Genomic DNA, 20,534 nt, shown 5'->3' on the forward strand with positions numbered 1-20,534 from the left:
ACCCCCGCGCGTCCCCCCGGGGCCCCCCGGCAACCCACCTGGGGGGCCGGCGTCGCCCCTTTTTTGCCCGCACATGGCAGGATCAAATCCATGCTTGACTACCAAGAGTGCATCAGCACGTACACGGATATTGCCGTTCAACATCTCTCCATGGATCAGGGAAGTATCGCGCAGGACATCGCCGTCGATGTGTGTGGCCAGATTAATAGCGATGAACAGCTCGGCATATTACTCGCGGTATACGGTTTATTTACTGCTCTTCTTGGAACCGTCTTCAATCTTCTGTTCGTAAAATTCGGGGTGAAGATGGCTGGGGACGCTAACGCTGAGCGGCCTATCAGGATCGTAAACAGCGGCCTCGTGGTGATAGGTCTCGTCTTCACGCTCTTCGGTGTCTGGATTTTGGGCTTCTGGTACGTCCGTCTAGCCCTAGTGGGTGTGATAGCTATGGTCATGTTCTCGGCAGCGTGGATACCCATCGTTTACCGGTTGATACCAGCAGTCTGGTCCAAGCTGAAACGGCCCAGGGCTGGACTAGGCAAAGCGAATAAGGACGCTCCTGCTGCCGATTCTGGCGGGGAGTCCGTTGACAACATCCCCAAATGACCCCACGGGGTACACCATCTGCTCACCCAGCTGAGCCGGTGGCAGAATTGCCGTGATCTTGAGCCTGCGCCGGGTCCGTTCCTGAGGTTGCACTGTCAGAGTCTGCTGTAACGCCAGACCGACAATCCCACAAAGGTGGCCCGTTATTCAGGAGGAACCGTTTGTTCCCGCTTCAGAGTTCTGCGCCCGTCAGGAGGGCCAACCGCGCCCTCGGCGCAGCTCCTCTCACAGTGACCATGGCATGATCGCCATGGAGAGCCGCGCAGTGTCCAGGAGTCTTGTGTCCACAAGAGCGCTGCGGGACCTCAGCGACCAGCTGGGGCTTGGAACATGCCAGCAATTCGTCGGGAACTACATCACCATGTGGGAATCCCGGTATTCGAGGCTGGTTGCGGCGCTGCACAGCGAGGACTTCCCCGATGTGATGGACGTGGTGCTGAGCATCAAGATTTCCAGCCAGATGGCCGGGGCGGAGCGGCTGGCCGGACTAGCTGCGGAGGCCCAGCAACTGGCTCACAGCCGCGACCATGCCGGCCTGATGTCCCTGCTGGAGCCGCTGCAGCGGTGCGGGGAGGACACTATCCGTCAGCTCCACGACACACTGCCCCGGCTGTAGGTTCCGGTGTGCGGGGCTGGCTACTCGACCGGAGCCAGCCGGTACCCGACACCGCGGACGGTCTCGAGCCAGCGGGGAGCGCGGGAGTCGTCGCCGAGCTTGCGGCGGAGGTTGCCAACGTGCACCTCGATGGTGCGTTCGTCGGAGTCGCTGATGTAGGAACCGGTGTCGTAGTCCTCGCCGCGCAGCCGCCGCACCAGGTCGGTTTTGCTCCGGACCCGGCGTCCGCTTTCCAACAGCGCCTGCAAAAGATCGAACTCCGTGCGGGTTAGTTCCACGTCCTGTCCGCCCACCACGGTGGTCCGGGTGGCGGCGTCGAGCTGCAGCCCGTTGTGGTGGAACACGCCGGCTTCGTTCCCCGTGGCCTGCGGCGCTGCGGCGGCCGGAGCGGGTGCCGGCGCTTTAACCGCGGCGCCGGGGGCGGTGGCGGGTTCAGCGGCGTCGGTGTCCTTGCGCGGCCGGCGCATCATCGCCGAGATGCGGGCACGGAGCTCACGCGGGCGGAACGGTTTGGTGATGTAATCGTCGGCGCCGGCTTCCAGCCCCATCAGGGTGTCCAGCTCCTCGGCGCGGGCCGTGAGCATCACGATGTAGGCGTCGCTGAACAGGCGCAGCTGCCGGATGACCTCGAACCCGTCGATATCGGGCAGGCCCAGGTCCAGGGTGACGACGGCGGGATTGTGGCTGCGGACCGCTTCCACCCCTTCGGTGCCGGTGGGACTGGCGTGTACCTCAAAACCGGACTGCTGGAGTACCGCGTGCAGGAGGTCGCGAATGTCTTTGTCGTCTTCGATAATGACGGCTACGCGCTGTGTGTCCATACTTTTAGTGGTTTTCCTGTCCTGCGAGACCTTCTGTACCCGCTCCCCTTATTCGGCATCCTACAGGCTGGGCAGATAAACTGCGGACTTCATTGACTCCAAGAATGTGAAGGTTGCCGCGCCAATGTCCAGATTCAAGGACGGAACGTTGTTCTCGCTGGCAAAACGCAGAGACTTCTATTTGTTCCCCTTGCGGCACCGGGTGGCGCTGAGCCAGTCTCCCCTTGTTGTCGCCGTCGCACTCCTGCTGCCGATCGTTTACGTGGTCAAGCCTGCCGCCTACTTAAATCCCGAGTTCCTTGCCGGGCTGGGCATGGTTGCGGTGTTGTCGGTGCTGACCGTGGCGGTGCCGTGGGACCGCTGTTTCAATCTGGCGTTTTTACTGATTCCGATTCTTGATTTTGTTGCCATCGCGGCCCTTTACCGGGGAGTGCAGCCGAGCGTCCCGGGAATGACAGCGCTGGCGGCGTTCCCCGTCCTGTGGCTGGCGTGGTCCGGCGTCGCGCCGCGCCGGGCGGCCCTGATAGCTTTCTCCGGCGCGCTGCTGGTCGCCTGTGCACCCCTGCTGGGAGACACGGACATACTGCCCGAAGACGTCCTCCGGCAGGCGCTGGTGCCACTGGTGCTGCTGCTGGTGTACCTCGCGGCTGCCCTCACGGTGCAGGACGCCGCCGGGCATCAGCTGGCGCTTGAGGAGAAGGACCGGGAGCTGAAGCGCAGCCTGCAGGACAGCCGGCGCCGGGCGCAGCTCCTGGACGGGGTGCTGGATACGATCGACGTCGGCGTGGTGGTGCTGGCGCGGGACGGCCACATCATGCTGATGAACAACCGGCAGCTGGCCACCCACCAGCTCGCTGTGCCGGCGGAAGCGGAAGGGTATCTGGAGCCGGACATGCTAGTTTACGAGCTGGACGGGATCACCCCGGTACCTGCTGAGGACCGTCCGATAGCCCGTTCCATGCGGCGGGAAACCTTCTCCGACTACATCCTCTGGGTGGGCCGCGGACCGGAACAGCGTGCCATGTCCGTCTCGGCCCGGCCGCTGCTGGACGAGCAGGGTGAATTCAACGGTTCCGTGCTGGCGTTCAGCGATGTCACGGACATGCTCCGGGCCCTGCGCGCCAAGGATGACTTTGTGGCCAGTGTCTCCCACGAACTGCGCACTCCCCTGACCTCCATCATCGGCTACCTGGACCTGGCGCTGATGGAGGCGGAGGACCAGCAGCTCCAGGGACCGCTGGTGACCTCCCTGAACGTGGTGCAGCGGAACGCGGAGCGCCTGCTGGTCCTGGTGGCTGACCTGTTAACCACGGCCCTGGATACGGTCCATCTGGAGCGGACTGAGCTCTCCATTCGTGAGCTGGCCCTGGCCGCGGCGGATTCGGCCAAGCGCCGCACTGACGCGGCGGACATCCGGATCCGCGTTGACGCCCCGGAGGAGGTGTGCGCGTGCGTGGACTCGGTCAGGATTCAGCAGGTGCTGGACAATCTGCTCTCCAATGCCGTGAAGTACTCCCCCGGCGGCGGGACCGTCACCATCCGCACCTGGGAGGAAAACGGCTCAGCTGTCCTAGAAGTGGCGGATGAGGGCATCGGTATGTCCGACGCCGAGCAGGCGGACGTATTCAAGCGCTTTTTCCGGGCCGACGCCGTCAAGAAGGCTGCGATTCCCGGCGCCGGCCTGGGCATGGGGATCGCCCGGGACATCGTGGAGGCACACGGCGGCAGGATCAGTCTGAAATCCGCTCCGGGCGCCGGCACCACGTTCCGGGTGGAGCTGCCACGTGCGCCTATACCCGCCGGGGACGTTCCGGCAGGGTAATCTCATTCCCAGTGCGTGCGGCGGTGCCCAGCTTTGCCGCGCCCGAACCGCTTCACCCTGATCCGAAACCAGAGGTTATGACTTCTTCAGCGCCTTTCCGCATTCTGACCGTTTGCACCGGCAACATTTGCCGCTCCCCCATGGCCGAGCGTCTGCTCCAGGCGGGATTCGATGCGCTGGCTCCGGGTGAGTTCGAGGTTGCCAGTGCCGGCACCGGGGCCCTGGTCGGTTCGGCCATTGAACCGCATGTGGCCGGGTTCATTAACGTTTTTGGCGGCAGTTCCGCGGATTTTGTCTCCCGCCAGCTCACCCCGGAGATCCTGCAGGGCCAGGATCTGGTGCTCGCTCTGACCCGTGAGCACCGCAGCAAGATCGTGGAGATGTCTCCGGGTCTGCTGCGCCGGACCTTTACCGTGCGTGAGCTGGCCCGTCTGCTGCCCGAAGTTGATGCTGATCCCGATGCTCCGGCTGCCGAGCGCTGGAAGGATGCCCTGTCCCGGGCCCTGCGCCTGCGCTCGGTCCACCCGGGCGGCCCGGGCGAGGACGACGTCGTGGATCCTTTCCGCCGGTCCGATGAGGTTTACCAGCAAATGGTCCAGGAGCTCTCCCCTGCCCTCAAAAGCATTCTGGCCTGGGAGTATCAGTACCGGTGAGTCCGGTGAGCCGACCCGTCCGCCGACGGCGCTTCCTGGCCTCGCTTTTTCTCGCCTATCTGGTGGCCCTGGCGTTTATAGCGTTTTGGCCGTCCCCTGTGGATGCTGGCTCCAGCGGTGCGACCCTGCGCTCGGTTCTTGCCTGGCTCCATTCCCACGGCATCCCAGGCTGGTTCAACTACAACTTTGTTGAGTTCACGGCCAACATTCTGCTTTTTGTGCCGTTCGGTTTCCTGGGAGCGGCCTATCTTAGACGGCAGAAACCATGCTACGTGCTCATACTCTTAGCATTTATAGCATCGTGTGCCATCGAAACATATCAGTGTTGTTTTCTCGAGGAGCGCTTCGCTTCCGTAGCGGACATACTTGCAAACACTATTGGAGCCACGATCGGTTGCCTCTTCTCATCGGCGACACGGTGGCTCCGTTAACGCCCCAGACTGGAATGGGCTGCCCTCCGTCCAACGGCTCTCGAGCCCGGTCTCACCGAGCGCCCCGAAGGACTACGCCGGCAGCCTCTGCCTGTATGCCCGGGAAAAAGAAATCCCAAAGAATAGACTGAATGGAAGTCCACGTTCATTTAGACGCTCGCAGACATAAGAGGAAGCTAGGGCAGTACCTATGCAGAGTATTGTGATCATAAACGGATGAATATCGGATCCGAACGCGACGCACACATGCGCCAGTACAAGAACAACCGGCCAATGAACTAAGTAATAAACTATAGAATTTCTACCGATGGCCCTCACCGCACTGAGTCGCCCTTCCAAAAAAACCGAAACACGCAGAACAATCGACGCCAGACTGGCCACGGCTGGTAGAAACAAAACATCATAGCGGATGTCACCGAAGACAAGTACCGACGGGACGAGCAACGCAGCGAACACCAAACTGACAAAAGTAACGGCTCTTTTCTCGATAAACATTTTAAGTTCTTCGATCTTTCCGCTATACAACCATCCCAGTGTGAAGAAGAAATAAAGATAAGCAAAACGCTCCAACTGCTCAAATCCGGCCCACTGCCCCGCAAGCAGAACCGCGGAAGCGAGGACAATGTGCAACGTTTTCGTACATCTCCGCAGACAGAACATGACTATATAAAAAACAAAAAGATCTCTAAGAAACCACAAATGATCGATCGGAGATATTGCTAAGAGCCGTGCAATCTCACCGGCGCGAGGGTGTTCCGCCGCCACGACTGAAACCAGGAGCAACATAATGCCTGACCATACAATATACGGCCACAGAATTTTAGATAACTTACCCGCGAAATATCTATTCCAGGGTTTGGCGAGTCCATGACCGAGAAGAAGCCCTGACAAAAATACCATCAAAGGCATACGAGCGGGGGCAACGATATTGTTTATCGCAACTACCGTATCGGGGAGACCAAACTGTTTATCCACCTCGGTCACGGCATGAAAGATGATCACCAACAATATGGCGATTCCCCGTGCTGTATCCATCCATGCGAATCGAGGTATCTGTTCACGTGCTTCTAAGTAACGAATAATCGCTTCCTATCTCACTCTTTCGCACTAATTTAGCAAAAGCAACCGATTCTATAAACTCAGAACGTCTCGCTCATTACGCTTGGCATTGGCCAAACCTGCGATACAAAACCCGATTGTCAACAGATACATACCAGATATTGTAACCATCACGAATGTGATGCCCAAGGACCTTCCGACAAAATAGATTAAAGGTGAGCCAAGCACTAACCCCAGAACCATTCCCCAGACCCCGTACTTCAGTCTGTCCAACGGCGCGAGGACTGCAACCGGCAAGCACTGCGCCGCGAAGGCCAGTCCCACGAGCAAAGCAAGAGCAACTGTTTGTGCGGCGCTGACCTCCACTAGGCCAACAGACATCATTCGAACGGCTAGAGGGCCCAAAGGAAGCATCAGGAGAGTCAGCCCACACGCTGAAATGATCACACTCCGAAACATACCCGTTGCTGTTGCAACCCTGCCAACCCCACGGCTCAGGTCGCCGGCCATCTTTCCGGTGATCAGCTGGGTTAGCGGGAGCGCGACCGTCGTCAGCTGTTTCTGAACTTTATCTATCACCGCAAATGCTACAAAAGTAGGTCCGCCAATTAAAGCGCTCAGTGGAAGGCCCACAGACGACATCGCGACGAAAAGTGTATTGGTTGTCAAGCTCTTAGTCTGACTGCGAATCGACCCTAGCACTGCCATGCCGGATACTTTCCATCCAGAGCCGCGACTTCGGAACCGAACGCTCACAAGAGTAAGCCAAACAGAAATGGTCAAACCAACAACCAAGCCAACCGCAAACCACTCTCCGCTGCCACTCACACCTACTAAGCCAAGGCCGAAGAGAACGCCCCCAGACCTAGCCGCTGCATCCCTCCAAAAAAGTCCCCGCGGATCATCGATCCCAAGAAAGTACCAACTCGAGGCACATCCCAAAAGCGTGCTGGCCAAAACCGTCCACACAAACAACGAGCTTTGGGGAAAAATGACTACGGAAAAAACGATAATTGTCGACATTACGACGGTAGAGACAAGGAGTCTCGCCCAGAGGGACAACATGAATTGTTTCTGTTGCTCTTCGGCTGAAGCGCCAGCGATAGTCGCCGGGCCATCAACCGGCCAACCCAGACTAACCAGGACCGCGCCGCAGAGTCCTATGGCTTGACCCAAAGCTATTTGTGCCCAACCCTCCGCGCCAACGAAATGTATAAGGTATGGTACCGAGGCGATCGAGACCAGTCCATTCAAAATGGTTGGTGCAAGATACCACCCTTTAGCACGAATGGAGTGAGCTATCTTCAACTTAGTCTTCATTTGTTCAGGGGGTTATCGGGGGTTTTTGGAAGTCCGTTTAGTCCCCTGTAAAGAAGGGTATAAGTCGCTGCCACCTTTTCGAGATCGAACTCGGCCAGCGCCCGTTCCCTACTATCCGCAGACAGAACCTCACGCTCCTTGCTCGACAAGGAAGCGAAAGCATTCATCGCGTCGGCCATTTGCATAGCTGATCGTGGTTCGACCACCCATCTGCTGTCCCCAGGAAACTTATGAGCGTCTCCTACATCAGTCGTGATAACAGGAATACCATGCATACACGCTTCTGATCCGACCATAGGAAAGGTTTCAGTCCCAATACTTGATATAACAAGCACAGACGATCGTGAAAAGAGCGCTCTCGTGTCTTTCGTTGGCCCCACCAATTCCACCGACCCTGCGTTCACCATATCACCCAAGTTAGCGCCAACGAACGAAACGAAGTCTGGATTGTCCATGTCTACACCATGGCCCGCACATAGAAGCCTCGACGATGGATAGGTTTTCAGGTGTTCGCTGAATGCGGATATAAGAACATCGTGGCCCTTAACTTCGTGGAATCTAGCCAAAGATAAAAATGTCAACGGCTCCTGCTGATAATTCACCGGCTCAACCCGTGGAGTCCCATTGTTGACTACTACACTGTTGCACCTGTATCCCACTCGCCTCATGAATTCGACTGACCTAGTACTCGTTGCGATCGCAGCCGTAAAACGGAAGGAGAGAAGCGCAACCACCCTTGATAACAACCGGGTCTGAGACGGGTCGTACTTGCCTATATCTGATATGTGAACAGAGGTGTAGCGTCGAAATTTGCGTCCAGGGCAAATCAACGAGACGAAGTCAGACTGTAGCAAGTGTGAATGAACAACGTCTGGCTGGAGTGCGCGAACAACTCTATTGAGACCGATTATCATCCTTGGAACCGACCTTAGGCTCTTCGGAATATTCAAGTGTGTGACGGATACAGCTGACTTAGCAACATCCTCAGAGAATACTCCAGGTTGCTGCAACACAACCACGTGGTGCTCATCGTCTTTCCACTGCTCCAGCAACCCTTTCAGTAAGGTTTCTGCCCCGCCTATATCAAGACTATTTATTACGTGAAGAATACGAATTTGCTGCTCCCAACACTATAGGTTCGTATATTTCCATCAGCCGCGCCCTTTGGACAGCGATAGTGTTATCCCTAAGGAAGTCATCCCAAAGACCGAGAACATCAGCTCTACTGTCCTGGCTCCGTAGTTGTAACACCTTCAACGCCATTTCTTCCGGAGTTTCACTCCGTAGGTTCTTGTGAACACCAGCGAAGGGGTCAATATCACGCACAAGGCTAGGGACGCGCGCTTGATTTGCTTCTAAAAGGACCATAGGGAATCCATCCCAAGCCGACGTATGAATGTGTGTGTCCGAAGATCGCAGTACGGACCATGCTTTAGATCGTGTCAACCAGCCAGTAACCTCAACGCCAGCATCGATAAGCTGACGTTTATATGATTCTTCACCGTCTCCCACCCAGGTAAATACGATACTCGGATCTACGCTCTTCACCGCCGCGACAACCTTCAGGAAAAACATTGGATCCCTTGCTGCTGTTAAACGACCTACGCTGACGACTCGGTGCTCAGCAGGGTCACGTTCGTCTGGAAGAAAATGAGCAGGAATCTCTTCCAGGACGTTCGGCACGTAGCTCACTACGGAGCGGCGGCTCAGCTTTTTTGACAGTTCGGCCTCACGCGGCGAACATGCAGCGTAGTTTGAGGTATTGAATGACAACGCGGCTTCGACGCTACGGTAAAGAGATCTGTTGAAAGCGGAAATGTCCCGGCGTTCGAACGAGTACCCGTGGGGCGTATATACGATCTGAACCTTTTTAGTGGCACGAACCGAAATCCGAGTGAAAAGGCCACCAAAACTAGAATGCGCATGAACTATCTCGGGCTGAACTTGTTTAAAGGTCTGCCGGATCTTCTTCCTCGCAGCGACTGGGGTCCTTGGCAGGTCATCGACACTCGAAAACTCCGCCAACTCGCCTCCATCAGCGAAGTCACCGACCCTAACAGACCGAAGTAGGTGGTGTTCCACTCCGGGTGTGGCTTTCGCATACTGCGCCAGGGCAGTAGCAACTCCGCCCCCAAAACTCTCCACAACGTGAAGAACTTTGATACGTGACTCCATGATTATCGGTTCTCTTTCGATGTTGACTCAGGTGTCATTTCCTTGACTCCTAATTGGATCATAAGAAACAAAGGTATGAACGGCGTCAGGTGCTTAAGCGCCGACCCATAATCGGGCTCAAAGAAGGCTTGCGTCATAACGAATGCCGATAAAAACACTATCGCACGCGTTATTCGTAGACCATGGGTGCGGTTGATAACGTTCTTAAGTCGCTGCACGCCTAGATAGAATCCACCCCATATGCTAGCGAGTAAAGCGAAGATGACAATGTAGTAACCAGAAAAAAGCAGCAATAGCGGTATTGGTACTACTAAGACGATAAACGTCCATATATTATTGAGCGGCCCTGAAAAGATGCTTTCGGATGGAATGAACCTCGGAATTAGCGTGTTTACGTCACCAACGACAGCCCTACGAACATTCACTACTTGGCGAAAGTGATCGGCCGGAACGTCTAGAATAAAGGACAAAAGCAATGATCCAACGGCGATGCCACAAATCGTGACGAGAAGTAGCCTTTTAATCGATATGTTCTTGCGCAGGATAAATGCAAGTAGAACAAAAAATGTCAATACGAAAAACCAGTAACTCCTGAAATATGTTGCATAAAGCGCCATTGGGAGACAAATCAAAAGAAGACTCAATTTACCAGGCTTCAGGACCACTAGAGCCAAAACTATCGGGACGAGAAAAACTTCCTTCGAGTAGCTGCCCATGTACACAGCACTAAGAAGAACACCCGATAGGCTCGTGACCATTATCCCAAAGCTGGTTCCCAATGCACGCGCTTCTTTGATCAAAAGCAGGTAGGGCATACAAGCGAGAACAAAGCCAAACAATCCCGCCAGCGTTGCATTTTCGGCCAAACCCATCCACCGATAAAAATTTGCCACTTGCGTATAGGAACTGTCGCCCTCCGCAGACCATAGACCTCTCGCGAGTTCCTGAATGGTTCCTTCGTCACCCATGAAACGAGCGGGCAATATCTTATCTCTGAATATCACGAGCAGGAGGCCCAGCAATCCCGCAACTAGCATGCCGGAGTCGAGAAGCATAACTTGGCGTCTCACGCTCAGCGGGTGACGCGTCTCGTACCCACTGTGTTCCACCCAAACTCCTATTCACGCAAGACCATAACCAACGTTCGCACTCCAATCGTTTAGTGTATAGGCTTGGTGTCCAGTGCTAAGAATCTGCGTAGGTACCCACATTCACATCCTGGAGTGGTGCGCAGCTGCGACAGCATCTGGTGTTATGTGCTTTGCGTCCATGGTGGACGTCTATTTGATCGCCGGCTGCACAGCAGCCCGTACTATATCCCCCGCCAGCTTCGGATTCAGACCGCCATCATTTGACGTTATAGTTGCTGCCTGACACTAAGTAGTTGCAGCGCTTTCTGGCCTTGCGTGAACGATGCACTGCTTCCACGAAGGGTAGGAACTTGGATCTTAGGGATTATAGAAGGATACTCCGGCGATACTGGGTCGGAGTACTTGCCTGCACATTAGCGGGGCTAGTTGTCGCTGGCGCCGGATCATTACTGCTGCGGCCGACGTATACGGCGTATACACAACTCTTTGTTGCGATTCAGAGCACCGGGAGCGTAGCGGAGTTGCAACAGGGTAACAGTTTCACTCAAGCTCGGGTCCAGTCGTACGTCCAGGCAGCGAAGACCCCTGCAGTTCTTCAGCCTGTCATAGACAGCCTCGCTTTGGACCTCACGCCGGCTCAGTTGGCTACCCAGGTAGCCGCACGGGCCGATATGAGCACCGTACTCATTACCATTTCTGTAGCGGACTCATCTCCCGTCCAAGCTGCCTCGGTTGCAGAAGCTGTTTCTGCTAGCCTCATTGCGTTGGTGGGTGAGCTAGAAAGTCCGGCTTCCGGCGGAAGTAGTCCAGTCAAGCTCTCCGTAGTCACGCCAGCGGTCGCCCCAGCCACTCCATCATCCCCGAATATCCGACTGAACCTCGCCATTGGGCTATTGGGAGGATTGGTTGCGGGAGTTTGTCTGGCGCTCTTGCGTTCTGCCATGGACACATATGTCCGAGGCGAGCAAGATTTGAGACTCGTTACTGAAGCTCCACTGTTGGGGGGAATCTCCTTCGACGCAGACGCAGCCAAAAAGCCTCTCCTGACGCAAGCAAGCCCCCAAAGCCCCCGTGCGGAGTCATTTCGTCAGATACGTACCAATCTTCAGTTCGCAAGCGTGAACAATAAATCCAAGACTGTCCTGGTGACTTCGTCTCTTCCGAGCGAAGGGAAGAGCACGACAGCTACAAACCTAGCCATTGCGTTGTCCCAGGCAGGACAACGTGTCGTCCTTGTGGACGCTGATTTACGACGCCCAATGGTGGCAAACTATCTGGGTCTCGAGTCTTCAGCCGGTCTAACGACTGCGCTAGTGGGCACCTCCCATGTCCAAGACCTTCTGCAACCGTGGGGCGAGGGTGAGCTTTACGTCTTGACTTCCGGACAGATACCGCCCAATCCCAGCGAGTTGCTGGGTTCTCCCGCCATGTCCGGTGTCATCTCACGCTTAGAAGAACTCTTTGATGCGGTCATCATTGATGCGCCGCCTCTGTTACCAGTTACGGATGCCACGGTGCTTGCCCAAAAAGCAGGTGGAGTGATCCTGGTAGCAGGCATGAACAAATTGAGGTCACAGGATCTTGAAAAAGCGCTTTCATCCCTTAGCCTTGTCGAGGCAAAACTGCTAGGCGTTGTTCTAAATCTATTGCCTACTAAAGGTCCAGACGCCTACTCATATACATATTACTCGCATGAAACTGCCCCTGCTGGACGAAAGCAACGAGCCCAATCGAGTCGGACCATGAATGCAAGCCATGTGAAGGGCGTTAGGCGGAGTCGGTCTTCATCGAATATTCAGGACTATGTTGGCTAGGACCGAAATGCGGTGGACGATTTGAACGAATGGCGTGTAAAGTATGCTCGCTGGTTGGCCGTTACAGATGCTTTAGGCGTTCTTTGGGCTATGACTGGCGCCCTGATTTTACGGTTCGGGACCAGCCGTGGACGCGAGATAATTTCAACTGACGGAGAACCTTATCTTGCGCTGACGTTCATTCTTGCTGCCGCTTGGTGGGTATCCTTGGGGGTGGTAGGTAGCCGGGATACCACCGTTCTTGGCACCGGCACCGAAGAATTCAAACGCGTTCTGAGTGCTTCTTTTTGGTTGTTCGGAGCTGTCGCGGTGGTTTCGTATGTCTATCAACTCGATATCGCTCGCGGATATATTGGCCTAGCTCTGCCTGCGGGAATAGTTTCTCTGTTCATCGCCCGCTGGTTGATCCGCTTATGGCTTCGAACCGAACGCCGTCATGGAAAGAGTAATTCCACTGTCCTCCTAGTCGGAGGAGTTCACGGGGTGGAACACTTGGCGAGGGCCTTAGTCGGGCATCCGATGGCTGGATACCGGCCTATCGCCACATACCTGCCCGGCGCGAAACCTGGCAGTTCGGTTGACCCGAATTTAGCACTCCCTAATGTAGGTGTGAGTATGGCATCTGAGTCGATCGTGGCAGCAGCTCAGCATCTACGCCCCGATGCTGTCGCGCTGTCAAGCGGAGTTCCCTTACCACCGAAAACCATCCGGGAACTGGGCTGGGCTTTAGCGGAGATGCAGATCAAGATGATATTAGCTCCCGCTCTGACTGACATCGCAGGACCACGGATACATACTCAGCCATTAGCCGGTCTGCCTCTAATTCATGTTTCAACTCCAAACCTTCGGACGAGTCAAAACGTCCTTAAGCGTATCTTTGATCTAGTCGGAGCTGGCGCCCTACTCCTCATGCTATCCCCCGTCCTATGTGTGGTCGCAGTCCTGGTTAGGCTAGACACGGTTGGACCTGTTCTGTTTCGTCAGGAGCGCGTTGGTTCGGGAGGTAAATACTTCAAAATGTACAAGTTCCGGACCATGGTGGTTGATGCGGAAGAACGTCTAGAGGACCTAAAATCCCAAAGTGAGGGTAATGGGGTTCTTTTCAAGTTGAAAGCAGATCCCCGAATAACACGGTCGGGACGATTCCTCCGTCGTTATAGCATTGATGAGCTGCCACAGCTTTTCAATGTACTCAACGGCAGCATGAGCTTGGTCGGTCCGCGCCCTCCACTCCGAACTGAGGTGGAGATGTATCAAAGTCATGTTCATCGTCGCCTCATGGTTCGACCCGGCTTGACCGGACTTTGGCAAGTAAGTGGACGTTCCCTCCTGTCGTGGGATGAAACGGTCCGGTTGGACCTCTACTATGTTGAGAATTGGTCCTTGCTTGGAGACGTTACGATACTCCTTAGAACATTTAAGGCAGTTCTGGCACGTCATGGTGCCTACTAAATGCGAAAGCATTTCTCATCCTGTGAAAGTGACCTAGGTGATGTATCAACGCATGGTTTGGCGCCGATTCAAAAAGATCCAGAAATGTGACGACTCTAACGAACGCCGAGTCGAAGTCCGTACGCGAAAAGAGTCCAGGACACGTAATCAGCGAGTCCGAACAACCCTGATTTTCGCTGCGGCCCTATTTACCGCCGGCATTTTTACTGCAGCTTTGATGCAGCAAGTCGCATCAGTCCGAGCTAACATGAATCACGCGGTGGAGCTACTACCCGTTCTTGTAACAGAATTGAAGACGCACGATTCCCCCGCGGCGGGAAGAACTTTTGCTGAGATGAGTCACTCGATTAGCTCAGCTAAAAAGACCGCCACCGGTCCGCTCTGGAAGATGGGAACATTCGTTCCCTTCTTCGGGCCTAATTTACACGCCGTCACTGAGGTGACGGTTTCTATGGACGATGTGGCTGTCCACGCAGGATCTCCGCTCCTGAACAAATTCGACGCGTTCAATTGGGATTCTTTGTCACCCACTGATGGGCGGATCGATACTTCGGCGCTCAAGGACGCTGAACCAGTAATTACAGCTGCGGCGAATGCAGTCCTCTTGTCCGCAGACAGGATGGCGGCTATCAATCTCCAAGGTTTACTCCCAGCGGTCTCCGACCCCGTAGCCTCGGCGACCACACAGCTGCGTGAACTCTCTACGGGGCTTGACATGGCTTCGGCGGCCGCACGTTTATTGCCAGAGATGCTCGGCGATGAATCCCCCCGAAAGTACTTGATACTCGTACAAAACAATGCCGAGTCCCGTGCCACGGGCGGCATACCGGGTGCACTGGCGGTATTAAACGTCACCAAGGGTACAATCGAGCTTGGAGAGCAGACTAGTGCCAGTGCGCTTGGAGAGTTTATTCCGCGCATCGCAGTGGATCAGGAACAAGAGGACCTGTTCACTACCCGCATTGGAAGGCAGATGCAGAATGTGAATCTGACACCGCACTTTCCCACTGCAGCCTTCTCAGCGAAACAAATGTGGGAAACAAGATACCCAGATGACTTGATTGACGGAGTCGTCGCCCTCGATCCCATGGTTTTATCATATATGCTCACGGCCATCGGCGCTGTTGAATTGAGTGACTCGCACTTGGATGACGTGCTATACCGAACTAATCTTCCAGTCTCTCTCAACAGTGACAACGTTGTTTCTACACTGCTTTCTGATGTTTACCGCGAGTTGGAAGATAATAACGCTCAGGACGCGTATTTTGCGGCAGTGGCTTCCGAGGTGTTTCGGTCATTCACTCAGGGGCACGGCGACGCTACCCATTTAGTCAACGCCCTTGTACACAGCACCAGTGAACAACGACTCTTTCTCTGGTCTAGCAGAGTGCAGGAGCAGGAAATTATAAGTCGCACTGCCTTGGCTGGCTCAGTGACAGGGGCACGGGCAGGAGGCGCCGCATTCGGCGTCTATTTCAATGACGGCACAGGCGCGAAAATGGACTACTACACGAGACGAACCGTACAGCTTCTGAAGTCTTGCCGGGCTGATGGGCTGGGACGTTACACAGTCCAGGTATCCATTGACAACGGCGCACCAAAGGATGCCGCAGACTCTCTCCCGGAGTACGTTACCGGCGGCGGTATTTTCGGTGTAAAGCCTGGGAATATCCGCACGAACTATGTCCTATACGGTCCTGAACAGTCGCTCGTTGAAGGGCTGACTGTGAATGGTCGTCCGGTTTCTTTCGGGTCAGGCCTACATGGGCAACGTCCGGTGGCTACTGTCACGATCGAATTGCAGCCCGGAGAGTCGACCGATCTAAACGTTACATTTTTCAAAGTTTCGCAGGATTCCGTCGCCCAAATTACTGTCACGCCAACGGCTGTTCCGCTCTCCGAGGTACTTTTGCAGTCCGTTGATGAGGCGCCGTGCAGTTAGGTTCCGCCGGTGTCAAAAAGCCAAACGCACTTGGAACTACTACCGTCGACTGTTATTGTTAGGTAGTTTCCGCATCTTAGGAGGCAGCCATCTTCGTGGTTCGATGCCTCCCACCGCCAGTTGTAAGCGAAAGATCGCAGATATAGGTTGGTTTAGACGTTCAAGGTGGGAACGGGATCAATCACTAGCTAGATGACGTTTATCAATCGCACGGGGAGTCTCACATGAAAAAAGCCGCATCCGCACTGGTCCTCACTGGTGCCCTTACTTTCCTCGGCGCCGGCGCCGCAACGGCTGTTGACGCCAACTACCCGGCTCCGCCCGCTGCAGTCACAGGAACCGTCAGCGCAGCTGTCGTCGCCCCGGGCGGAACGGTGACGTTCAGCGGCACCGGGTTCAACTCCGGAGAAATCATTGACGTCACGGTCGATTACGACAATGACCCCAACGTTGTTGCCGGCACCGGCGTCAACGGCCTCATCATCCTGAACCAGCGCGTGGCGGCCTACACTGACACGGCCGGTACGGACGGCACCTTCAGCACCCAGGTCACTCTAGGCGAAGAAGGCACCTACACGCTCACCGCTGTAGGGCGTGACAATGGCCGCACCGTGACGGCCACCGTCGTCGTCGACAAGAGTGCAGCAGCAGGTGCCGGAAACAATTCCGGCACTAATAATGCTGGCAAGAGCGAGCTCGCCGACACCGGTGCGGACAATGGCATGCTGCTCTGGGGCGCCGCAGGCGTCTTGGCCCTTGGGGCAGGAGCAGTCACGCTGGGCGTGGCACGCCGCAAGAAGGCCTAACGACCTCATCAAAGAGGGATGCGGTCGAGGTCCTGCCTCCACCGCATCCCTTTTGTGTTACCACTAGAACCAAGATCAGCGGTTCGGCGGCCACACAAGGAAAGCGCCACGTCATCAATCGCGGGGAACCTTACGTATTCAGGCATCGACTCCGACTCGGGCATGTATTTTGGGGCCCGGTATCTCAAAATTCCCCTTTGGGCTTGTGTACCCCTCGGCACCCGCCCTAGATTTTTCTGCTAGCGGGCCTGAAGAAGTATCGTGAAATATCGATTGTAAATAGGCCCGTCTGTACTGCTACGATGATCGCCTCACCCGCCTGAAGAGGGTTGATGAGGATAACAGTCTCAGCTTGATCACGGTTCCGGGGGAACAGTTTTGCTCGAAAGCACGTCATCATCTTTGGGATCCATCACGGATCTCACCGGTAATACCGCAATGCTCATTTGGGCGGCGCTTGGGGTTGCAGGCATGCTCGCGGGGTTTATTTCCGTAGCCGTTGCCCGGCGGCGCAGCATGCCGCACCATAACGGGAAGCACGTCAGTGAAGAACCGCTAACTGAAGCAAGTCCGCAACCGGAGCCTGCCCACATTGGATCAGCGCATCGGCCCGACGACGCTCAGCCCCAGCACTCCGCACGGCACGGGATCGGGGCGCACGTCTAGCCAATGGTCCAAGGCGGGATCACACACCCGCCCTCCCGCCCATGCCCGGCGGCGTCGTCGGAGTCCTATTCCGCAGCCTTCACCGCTTCTTCCAGCGCGACCCACGCCAGCATGGCGCACTTTACCCGCGCCGGATAGCGCGAAACACCGGAGAACGCAGCGGCGCAGCGAGCGGATCGTTTCATCGAATTTCTCCACCAGGCACAGCGCCGGCTACCGAGTCCTTCAAACGAGTATTTCCTTTTTGCGACTGAGTAATTTCGATGGCGCACCACGTGGACAGCCACTTTCTTCAGCGCCGCTTTACCGACGATTACTTATAGCGCTGAGCAGTTCCCCCTTGTAGCTTGCAGGCACGTAATGGCTATTGAGCCAGACCGACGTCTAGCAATCGCATGGGGAGTCTGACATGAAAAAAGCGGCATCCACCCTGGCCCTCGCCGGGGCTCTGACCCTTACCGGCGCAACCGCAGCAGTCGCGAACGAATACCCCGCTCCGCCGGCATCAGTCTCCGGTATGGTTTGCGCTGCAGTCGCAGACCCCGGAGGACTCGTTGATTTCAGCGGAAGCGGTGCCACCCCCGGTGAAATTATCGACATCACGGTGGATTTCTCCAACAACCCCAACACCGTTTCCGGTACAGGCGTCAACGGCCTCATTATCCTCAACCAGCGCGTGGCAGCGCTGACCGCAACGGCAGCAGCTGACGGCGTTTTTAAGACCGACATCAGGCTGGGCGAAGCCGGCACCTATGCCCTTACCGGTGTTGCCCGGGATTCCGGCCGTACTTACACCGCAACTGTCGCCGCTGTTCCCGGAGCGGGCCCGACCCCGTGCGATAAGAGAGCCGCCGCGGCAACTGGACCGGCCGCAGGCGCGGTCCTGGCATCCACGGGCGCAGACAGCAACGTATTTCTCTGGGGCGCTGCCGGCGCACTTGCACTCGGCGCGGGTGTCGTCTCAGTCGCTGTGGTCCGCCGCAAGAAGGATGTCTAGCGTTCTGTAGGGAGCAGGGCTGCAGCTCGATCACTTCGGGCTGCAGCCGGAGCCCTACTTCGCAGCCTTCACCGCTTCCTCCAGCGCCACCCACGCCAGCATGGCGCACTTGACCCGCGCCGGATAGCGCGAAACACCAGAGAACGCAGCGGCGTCGCCCAGCACCTCTTCATCTGCCTCCACGGTCCCGCGGGAACGCATCACATCGCGGAAATTCTCCACCAGGTCCAGGGCTTCCCCGCGGGGCATCCCGGCCATCAGGTCCGTGAGCACCGAGGCCGACGCCATGGAGATAGAGCAGCCCTGCCCCTCCCAACTGATCCCCTCCACCCGAGCACCGTCCGCCGCGCCGCCATCGAGCCCGTTGAGCACGGCGCGCAGCGTGATCTCATCCCCGCAGGTCGGGTTCAGCTGATGGGACTCCCCCGCCGCAGCGCCCGCCGGAGCGTCCGTCAAACCTTCGCCGTGCCGGGTCTTGGCGTGCTGCAGGATGATCTGCTGGTACAGCTGTTCCAGGTCCGAACTCATGGTTACTTCACTCCAAAAAAGGGACGGACGCCGGCCACTGCGGTGAGGAAGGCATCGACGTCGTTCGTGGTGTTGTACAGGTACGTGCTCGCCCGGGTGCTGGACACCAGGCCCAGCCGGCGGTGCAGCGGCTGCGCGCAGTGGTGCCCCACCCGCACGGCGATGCCCTTGTCATCGAGGAACTGGCCGACGTCGTGCGAGTGGACGCCGTCAACGTCGAACGCCGCCAAACCGATCCGCTCAATCCCGGCAGCCGGGCCCAGCACCTTGATGCCCTCAATCTGCTCCAGGCCCGCCACCAGCCGCTGGCCCAGCTCCGCCTCCCAGGCATGGATCCGGTCCATCCCGGTTTCCTTCAGGTAGTTCACCGCAGTGGCCAGGGCCATGGCCTGGGAAATCCGCTGCGTTCCCGCCTCAAAGCGCTGCGGAGCGGGCAGATAATCTGCCTTGTCCATGGTGACCGTGGTGATCATGGACCCGCCGGTCAGAAACGGGGGCATCGCGTTGAGCAGCTCGGCCTTGCCGTACAGCACGCCAATCCCGGTGGGCCCCAGCATCTTGTGTCCGGAGAAGGCCGCGAAGTCCACGTCCAGGGCGCGGACGTCCACGGGCAGGTGCGGCACGGACTGGCAGGCGTCCAGCACCACCAGGGCGCCGTGCCGGTGCGCCATCGCCACCAGGGTCTCCACCGGGTTGATGGTTCCCAGCACGTTGGAGGCATGGGTGAACGCCAGCACCTTCGTCCGTCCGTTGATCAGCTGCTCCGCCTCTTCAAGCCGGAGCGCACCGGAATCATCCACTGGAATCCAGCGCAGCGTGGCGCCGGTCCGGGACGCGAGCTCCTGCCACGGAATGAGATTCGCGTGGTGCTCCATCTCCGTCACCACAATCTCGTCCCCGGGGCCCAGAACGAACCGTCGGGCAGCCTCTCCCCCACGGCCGGCCGACGCATTCGAAAACGCATAGGTGACCAGGTTCAGCGCTTCGGTGGCGTTGGAGGTCCAGACGATTTCCTCCGGAGCGGCGTTTACGAACTCCGCGACGGTCCGGCGGGCGTCCTCGAAGACGTCTGTGGCAGACACGGCCAGGGAGTGGGCGCCGCGGTGGACCGCGGAGTTGCGCTGTTCGTAGAACTCCTGCTCCGCCTCAATGACGCTCAGCGGGTTCTGCGACGTGGCCCCGGAATCCAGGTAGACCAGGGGATGTCCGTTGACCTCCTGATGCAGGATCGGGAAGTCGTTGCGGATACGCAGCACTTCGGCATTTTCGAGGGGCCCGGCGGCCGGGCGCAGAGTTGCGGGGGTACTCACCACGGGCACGTTCGATACTCCTTCGGCTGGTGGCATCCTGCGCGGCGATTACGCAAGACAAATCTTCCCTAATCATCCCACGCCGCCGGTGCCACGGCATCTGAGTCTGGCCTAAGTTCTTCCGTCTCCCCGCACGAGGCACACAGTGCGCGCCCGTCATGTTCCGACGCAAACGGTTTTCCGGGCAACCTGCGCCCTAGCATTCCTCGCATGAGCATCCGGAGACGCGTGCGCCGCTGGCGCCGGCACACCACACAGGCAGAACGGCTGCAGGTCCTTGGCGTGTTCCTCCTGGGCTTGGGCACGGCAATCTTCCTGGGTATGTTCGTGCTCGACTAGAACAGCCCCTGACACCCGACGGCGGTGCTCCGGGTGTGTGCCGCGGCAGGACTAAGTAGAGCCAGGCAAAACCCGGGTATCCACCT

19 protein-coding genes and 1 pseudogene are annotated in these 20,534 nt (G+C 57.1%); 11 read left to right on the forward strand and 9 right to left on the reverse strand.

All coding sequences use genetic code 11. From position 1 onward, the window contains the following. Positions 1–90 precede the first annotated feature (90 nt). Entirely contained in the window at positions 91–606 is a 516-nt protein-coding gene (locus H9639_RS12205) for a hypothetical protein (protein ID WP_191808340.1), read from the forward strand. A gap of 280 nt (positions 607–886) precedes the next feature. Next, positions 887–1,222, forward strand: coding sequence for an Hpt domain-containing protein (locus H9639_RS12210; RefSeq protein WP_191808341.1), 336 nt, complete (start codon positions 887–889; stop codon positions 1,220–1,222). A gap of 20 nt (positions 1,223–1,242) precedes the next feature. Here H9639_RS12210 and H9639_RS12215 read toward each other — a convergent pair whose 3' ends face one another. Beyond that, complete coding sequence (locus tag H9639_RS12215) at positions 1,243–2,043, reverse strand: response regulator transcription factor (RefSeq protein ID WP_191808342.1); 801 nt, start codon at positions 2,041–2,043, stop codon at positions 1,243–1,245. Positions 2,044–2,167: 124 nt separating this feature from the next. Between H9639_RS12215 and H9639_RS12220 the strand changes: the two genes are divergently transcribed. The 3 genes from H9639_RS12220 to H9639_RS12230 all read left to right on the forward strand — a co-directional run bounded on the left by H9639_RS12220 (position 2,168) and on the right by H9639_RS12230 (position 4,949). Then, a complete protein-coding gene (locus H9639_RS12220; RefSeq protein ID WP_191808343.1) occupies positions 2,168–3,865 on the forward strand; it encodes a sensor histidine kinase in 1,698 nt (565 codons plus the stop codon). A gap of 77 nt (positions 3,866–3,942) precedes the next feature. Beyond that, positions 3,943–4,518, forward strand: a complete 576-nt coding sequence (locus H9639_RS12225) for an arsenate reductase/protein-tyrosine-phosphatase family protein (protein ID WP_191808344.1) — start codon at positions 3,943–3,945, stop codon at positions 4,516–4,518. 98 nt (positions 4,519–4,616) lie between these two features. Continuing rightward, entirely contained in the window at positions 4,617–4,949 is a 333-nt protein-coding gene (locus H9639_RS12230; protein ID WP_404799756.1) for a VanZ family protein, read from the forward strand. A gap of 72 nt (positions 4,950–5,021) precedes the next feature. Here the strand turns inward: H9639_RS12230 and H9639_RS12235 are convergent, their stop codons facing one another. The 5 genes from H9639_RS12235 to H9639_RS12255 form a co-directional block, all read right to left on the reverse strand. After that, complete coding sequence (locus H9639_RS12235; RefSeq protein WP_191808345.1) at positions 5,022–5,984, reverse strand: acyltransferase family protein; 963 nt, start codon at positions 5,982–5,984, stop codon at positions 5,022–5,024. 96 nt (positions 5,985–6,080) lie between these two features. Beyond that, complete coding sequence (locus H9639_RS12240) at positions 6,081–6,677, reverse strand: hypothetical protein (RefSeq protein WP_191808346.1); 597 nt, start codon at positions 6,675–6,677, stop codon at positions 6,081–6,083. A gap of 647 nt (positions 6,678–7,324) precedes the next feature. Next, positions 7,325–8,443 carry a glycosyltransferase gene (locus H9639_RS17055; protein WP_404799757.1) on the reverse strand — a complete coding sequence of 373 codons (1,119 nt, stop codon included), beginning with the start codon at positions 8,441–8,443 and terminating at the stop codon, positions 7,325–7,327. Beyond that, on the reverse strand, positions 8,418–9,503 hold the full coding sequence (locus H9639_RS12250) for a glycosyltransferase (protein WP_191808348.1): 1,086 nt from the start codon (positions 9,501–9,503) through the stop codon (positions 8,418–8,420). The genes H9639_RS17055 and H9639_RS12250 overlap by 26 nt, the downstream gene beginning before the upstream one ends. Before the next feature lie 2 nt (positions 9,504–9,505). Further along, the gene (locus H9639_RS12255; RefSeq protein ID WP_191808349.1) at positions 9,506–10,558 is read right to left on the reverse strand and encodes a hypothetical protein; all 1,053 of its coding nucleotides are present in this window, start codon (positions 10,556–10,558) and stop codon (positions 9,506–9,508) included. Positions 10,559–10,944: 386 nt separating this feature from the next. On the opposite strand from H9639_RS12255, the gene H9639_RS12260 reads away from it, so the two are divergent. The 4 genes from H9639_RS12260 (at position 10,945) to H9639_RS12275 (ending at position 16,608) form a co-directional block, all read left to right on the forward strand. After that, positions 10,945–12,408, forward strand: a complete 1,464-nt coding sequence (locus tag H9639_RS12260) for a polysaccharide biosynthesis tyrosine autokinase (protein WP_191808350.1) — start codon at positions 10,945–10,947, stop codon at positions 12,406–12,408. Between the two features lie 90 nt (positions 12,409–12,498). Beyond that, positions 12,499–13,860, forward strand: coding sequence for a sugar transferase (locus H9639_RS12265; RefSeq protein ID WP_191808432.1), 1,362 nt, complete (start codon positions 12,499–12,501; stop codon positions 13,858–13,860). 334 nt (positions 13,861–14,194) lie between these two features. Beyond that, positions 14,195–15,802 carry a DUF4012 domain-containing protein gene (locus H9639_RS12270; protein ID WP_191808351.1) on the forward strand — a complete coding sequence of 536 codons (1,608 nt, stop codon included), beginning with the start codon at positions 14,195–14,197 and terminating at the stop codon, positions 15,800–15,802. A gap of 224 nt (positions 15,803–16,026) precedes the next feature. Beyond that, a complete protein-coding gene (locus H9639_RS12275; RefSeq protein ID WP_191808352.1) occupies positions 16,027–16,608 on the forward strand; it encodes an LPXTG cell wall anchor domain-containing protein in 582 nt (193 codons plus the stop codon). 731 nt (positions 16,609–17,339) lie between these two features. Here the strand turns inward: H9639_RS12275 and H9639_RS12280 are convergent. Beyond that, positions 17,340–17,438, reverse strand: a pseudogene (locus tag H9639_RS12280) (iron-sulfur cluster assembly scaffold protein); the annotation flags it as partial. A 245-nt stretch (positions 17,439–17,683) separates the two neighbouring features. On the opposite strand from H9639_RS12280, the gene H9639_RS12285 reads away from it, so the two are divergent. After that, positions 17,684–18,271: an LPXTG cell wall anchor domain-containing protein gene (locus H9639_RS12285; RefSeq protein ID WP_191808353.1), complete on the forward strand. Its 588-nt coding sequence runs from the start codon at positions 17,684–17,686 to the stop codon at positions 18,269–18,271. A gap of 54 nt (positions 18,272–18,325) precedes the next feature. On the opposite strand, the gene sufU is transcribed toward H9639_RS12285, so the two are convergent. Next, complete coding sequence (sufU, locus tag H9639_RS12290) at positions 18,326–18,799, reverse strand: Fe-S cluster assembly sulfur transfer protein SufU (RefSeq protein ID WP_191808354.1); 474 nt, start codon at positions 18,797–18,799, stop codon at positions 18,326–18,328. Positions 18,800–18,801: 2 nt separating this feature from the next. Next, on the reverse strand, positions 18,802–20,118 hold the full coding sequence (locus H9639_RS12295; RefSeq protein ID WP_191808355.1) for a cysteine desulfurase: 1,317 nt from the start codon (positions 20,116–20,118) through the stop codon (positions 18,802–18,804). 201 nt (positions 20,119–20,319) lie between these two features. Between H9639_RS12295 and H9639_RS17060 the strand changes: the two genes are divergently transcribed. Further along, positions 20,320–20,448 carry a hypothetical protein gene (locus H9639_RS17060; RefSeq protein WP_263598552.1) on the forward strand — a complete coding sequence of 43 codons (129 nt, stop codon included), beginning with the start codon at positions 20,320–20,322 and terminating at the stop codon, positions 20,446–20,448. Positions 20,449–20,534 lie beyond the last annotated feature (86 nt).

Source organism: Arthrobacter gallicola, assembly GCF_014836775.1.
GTDB classification, from domain to species: domain Bacteria; phylum Actinomycetota; class Actinomycetes; order Actinomycetales; family Micrococcaceae; genus Arthrobacter_B; species Arthrobacter_B gallicola.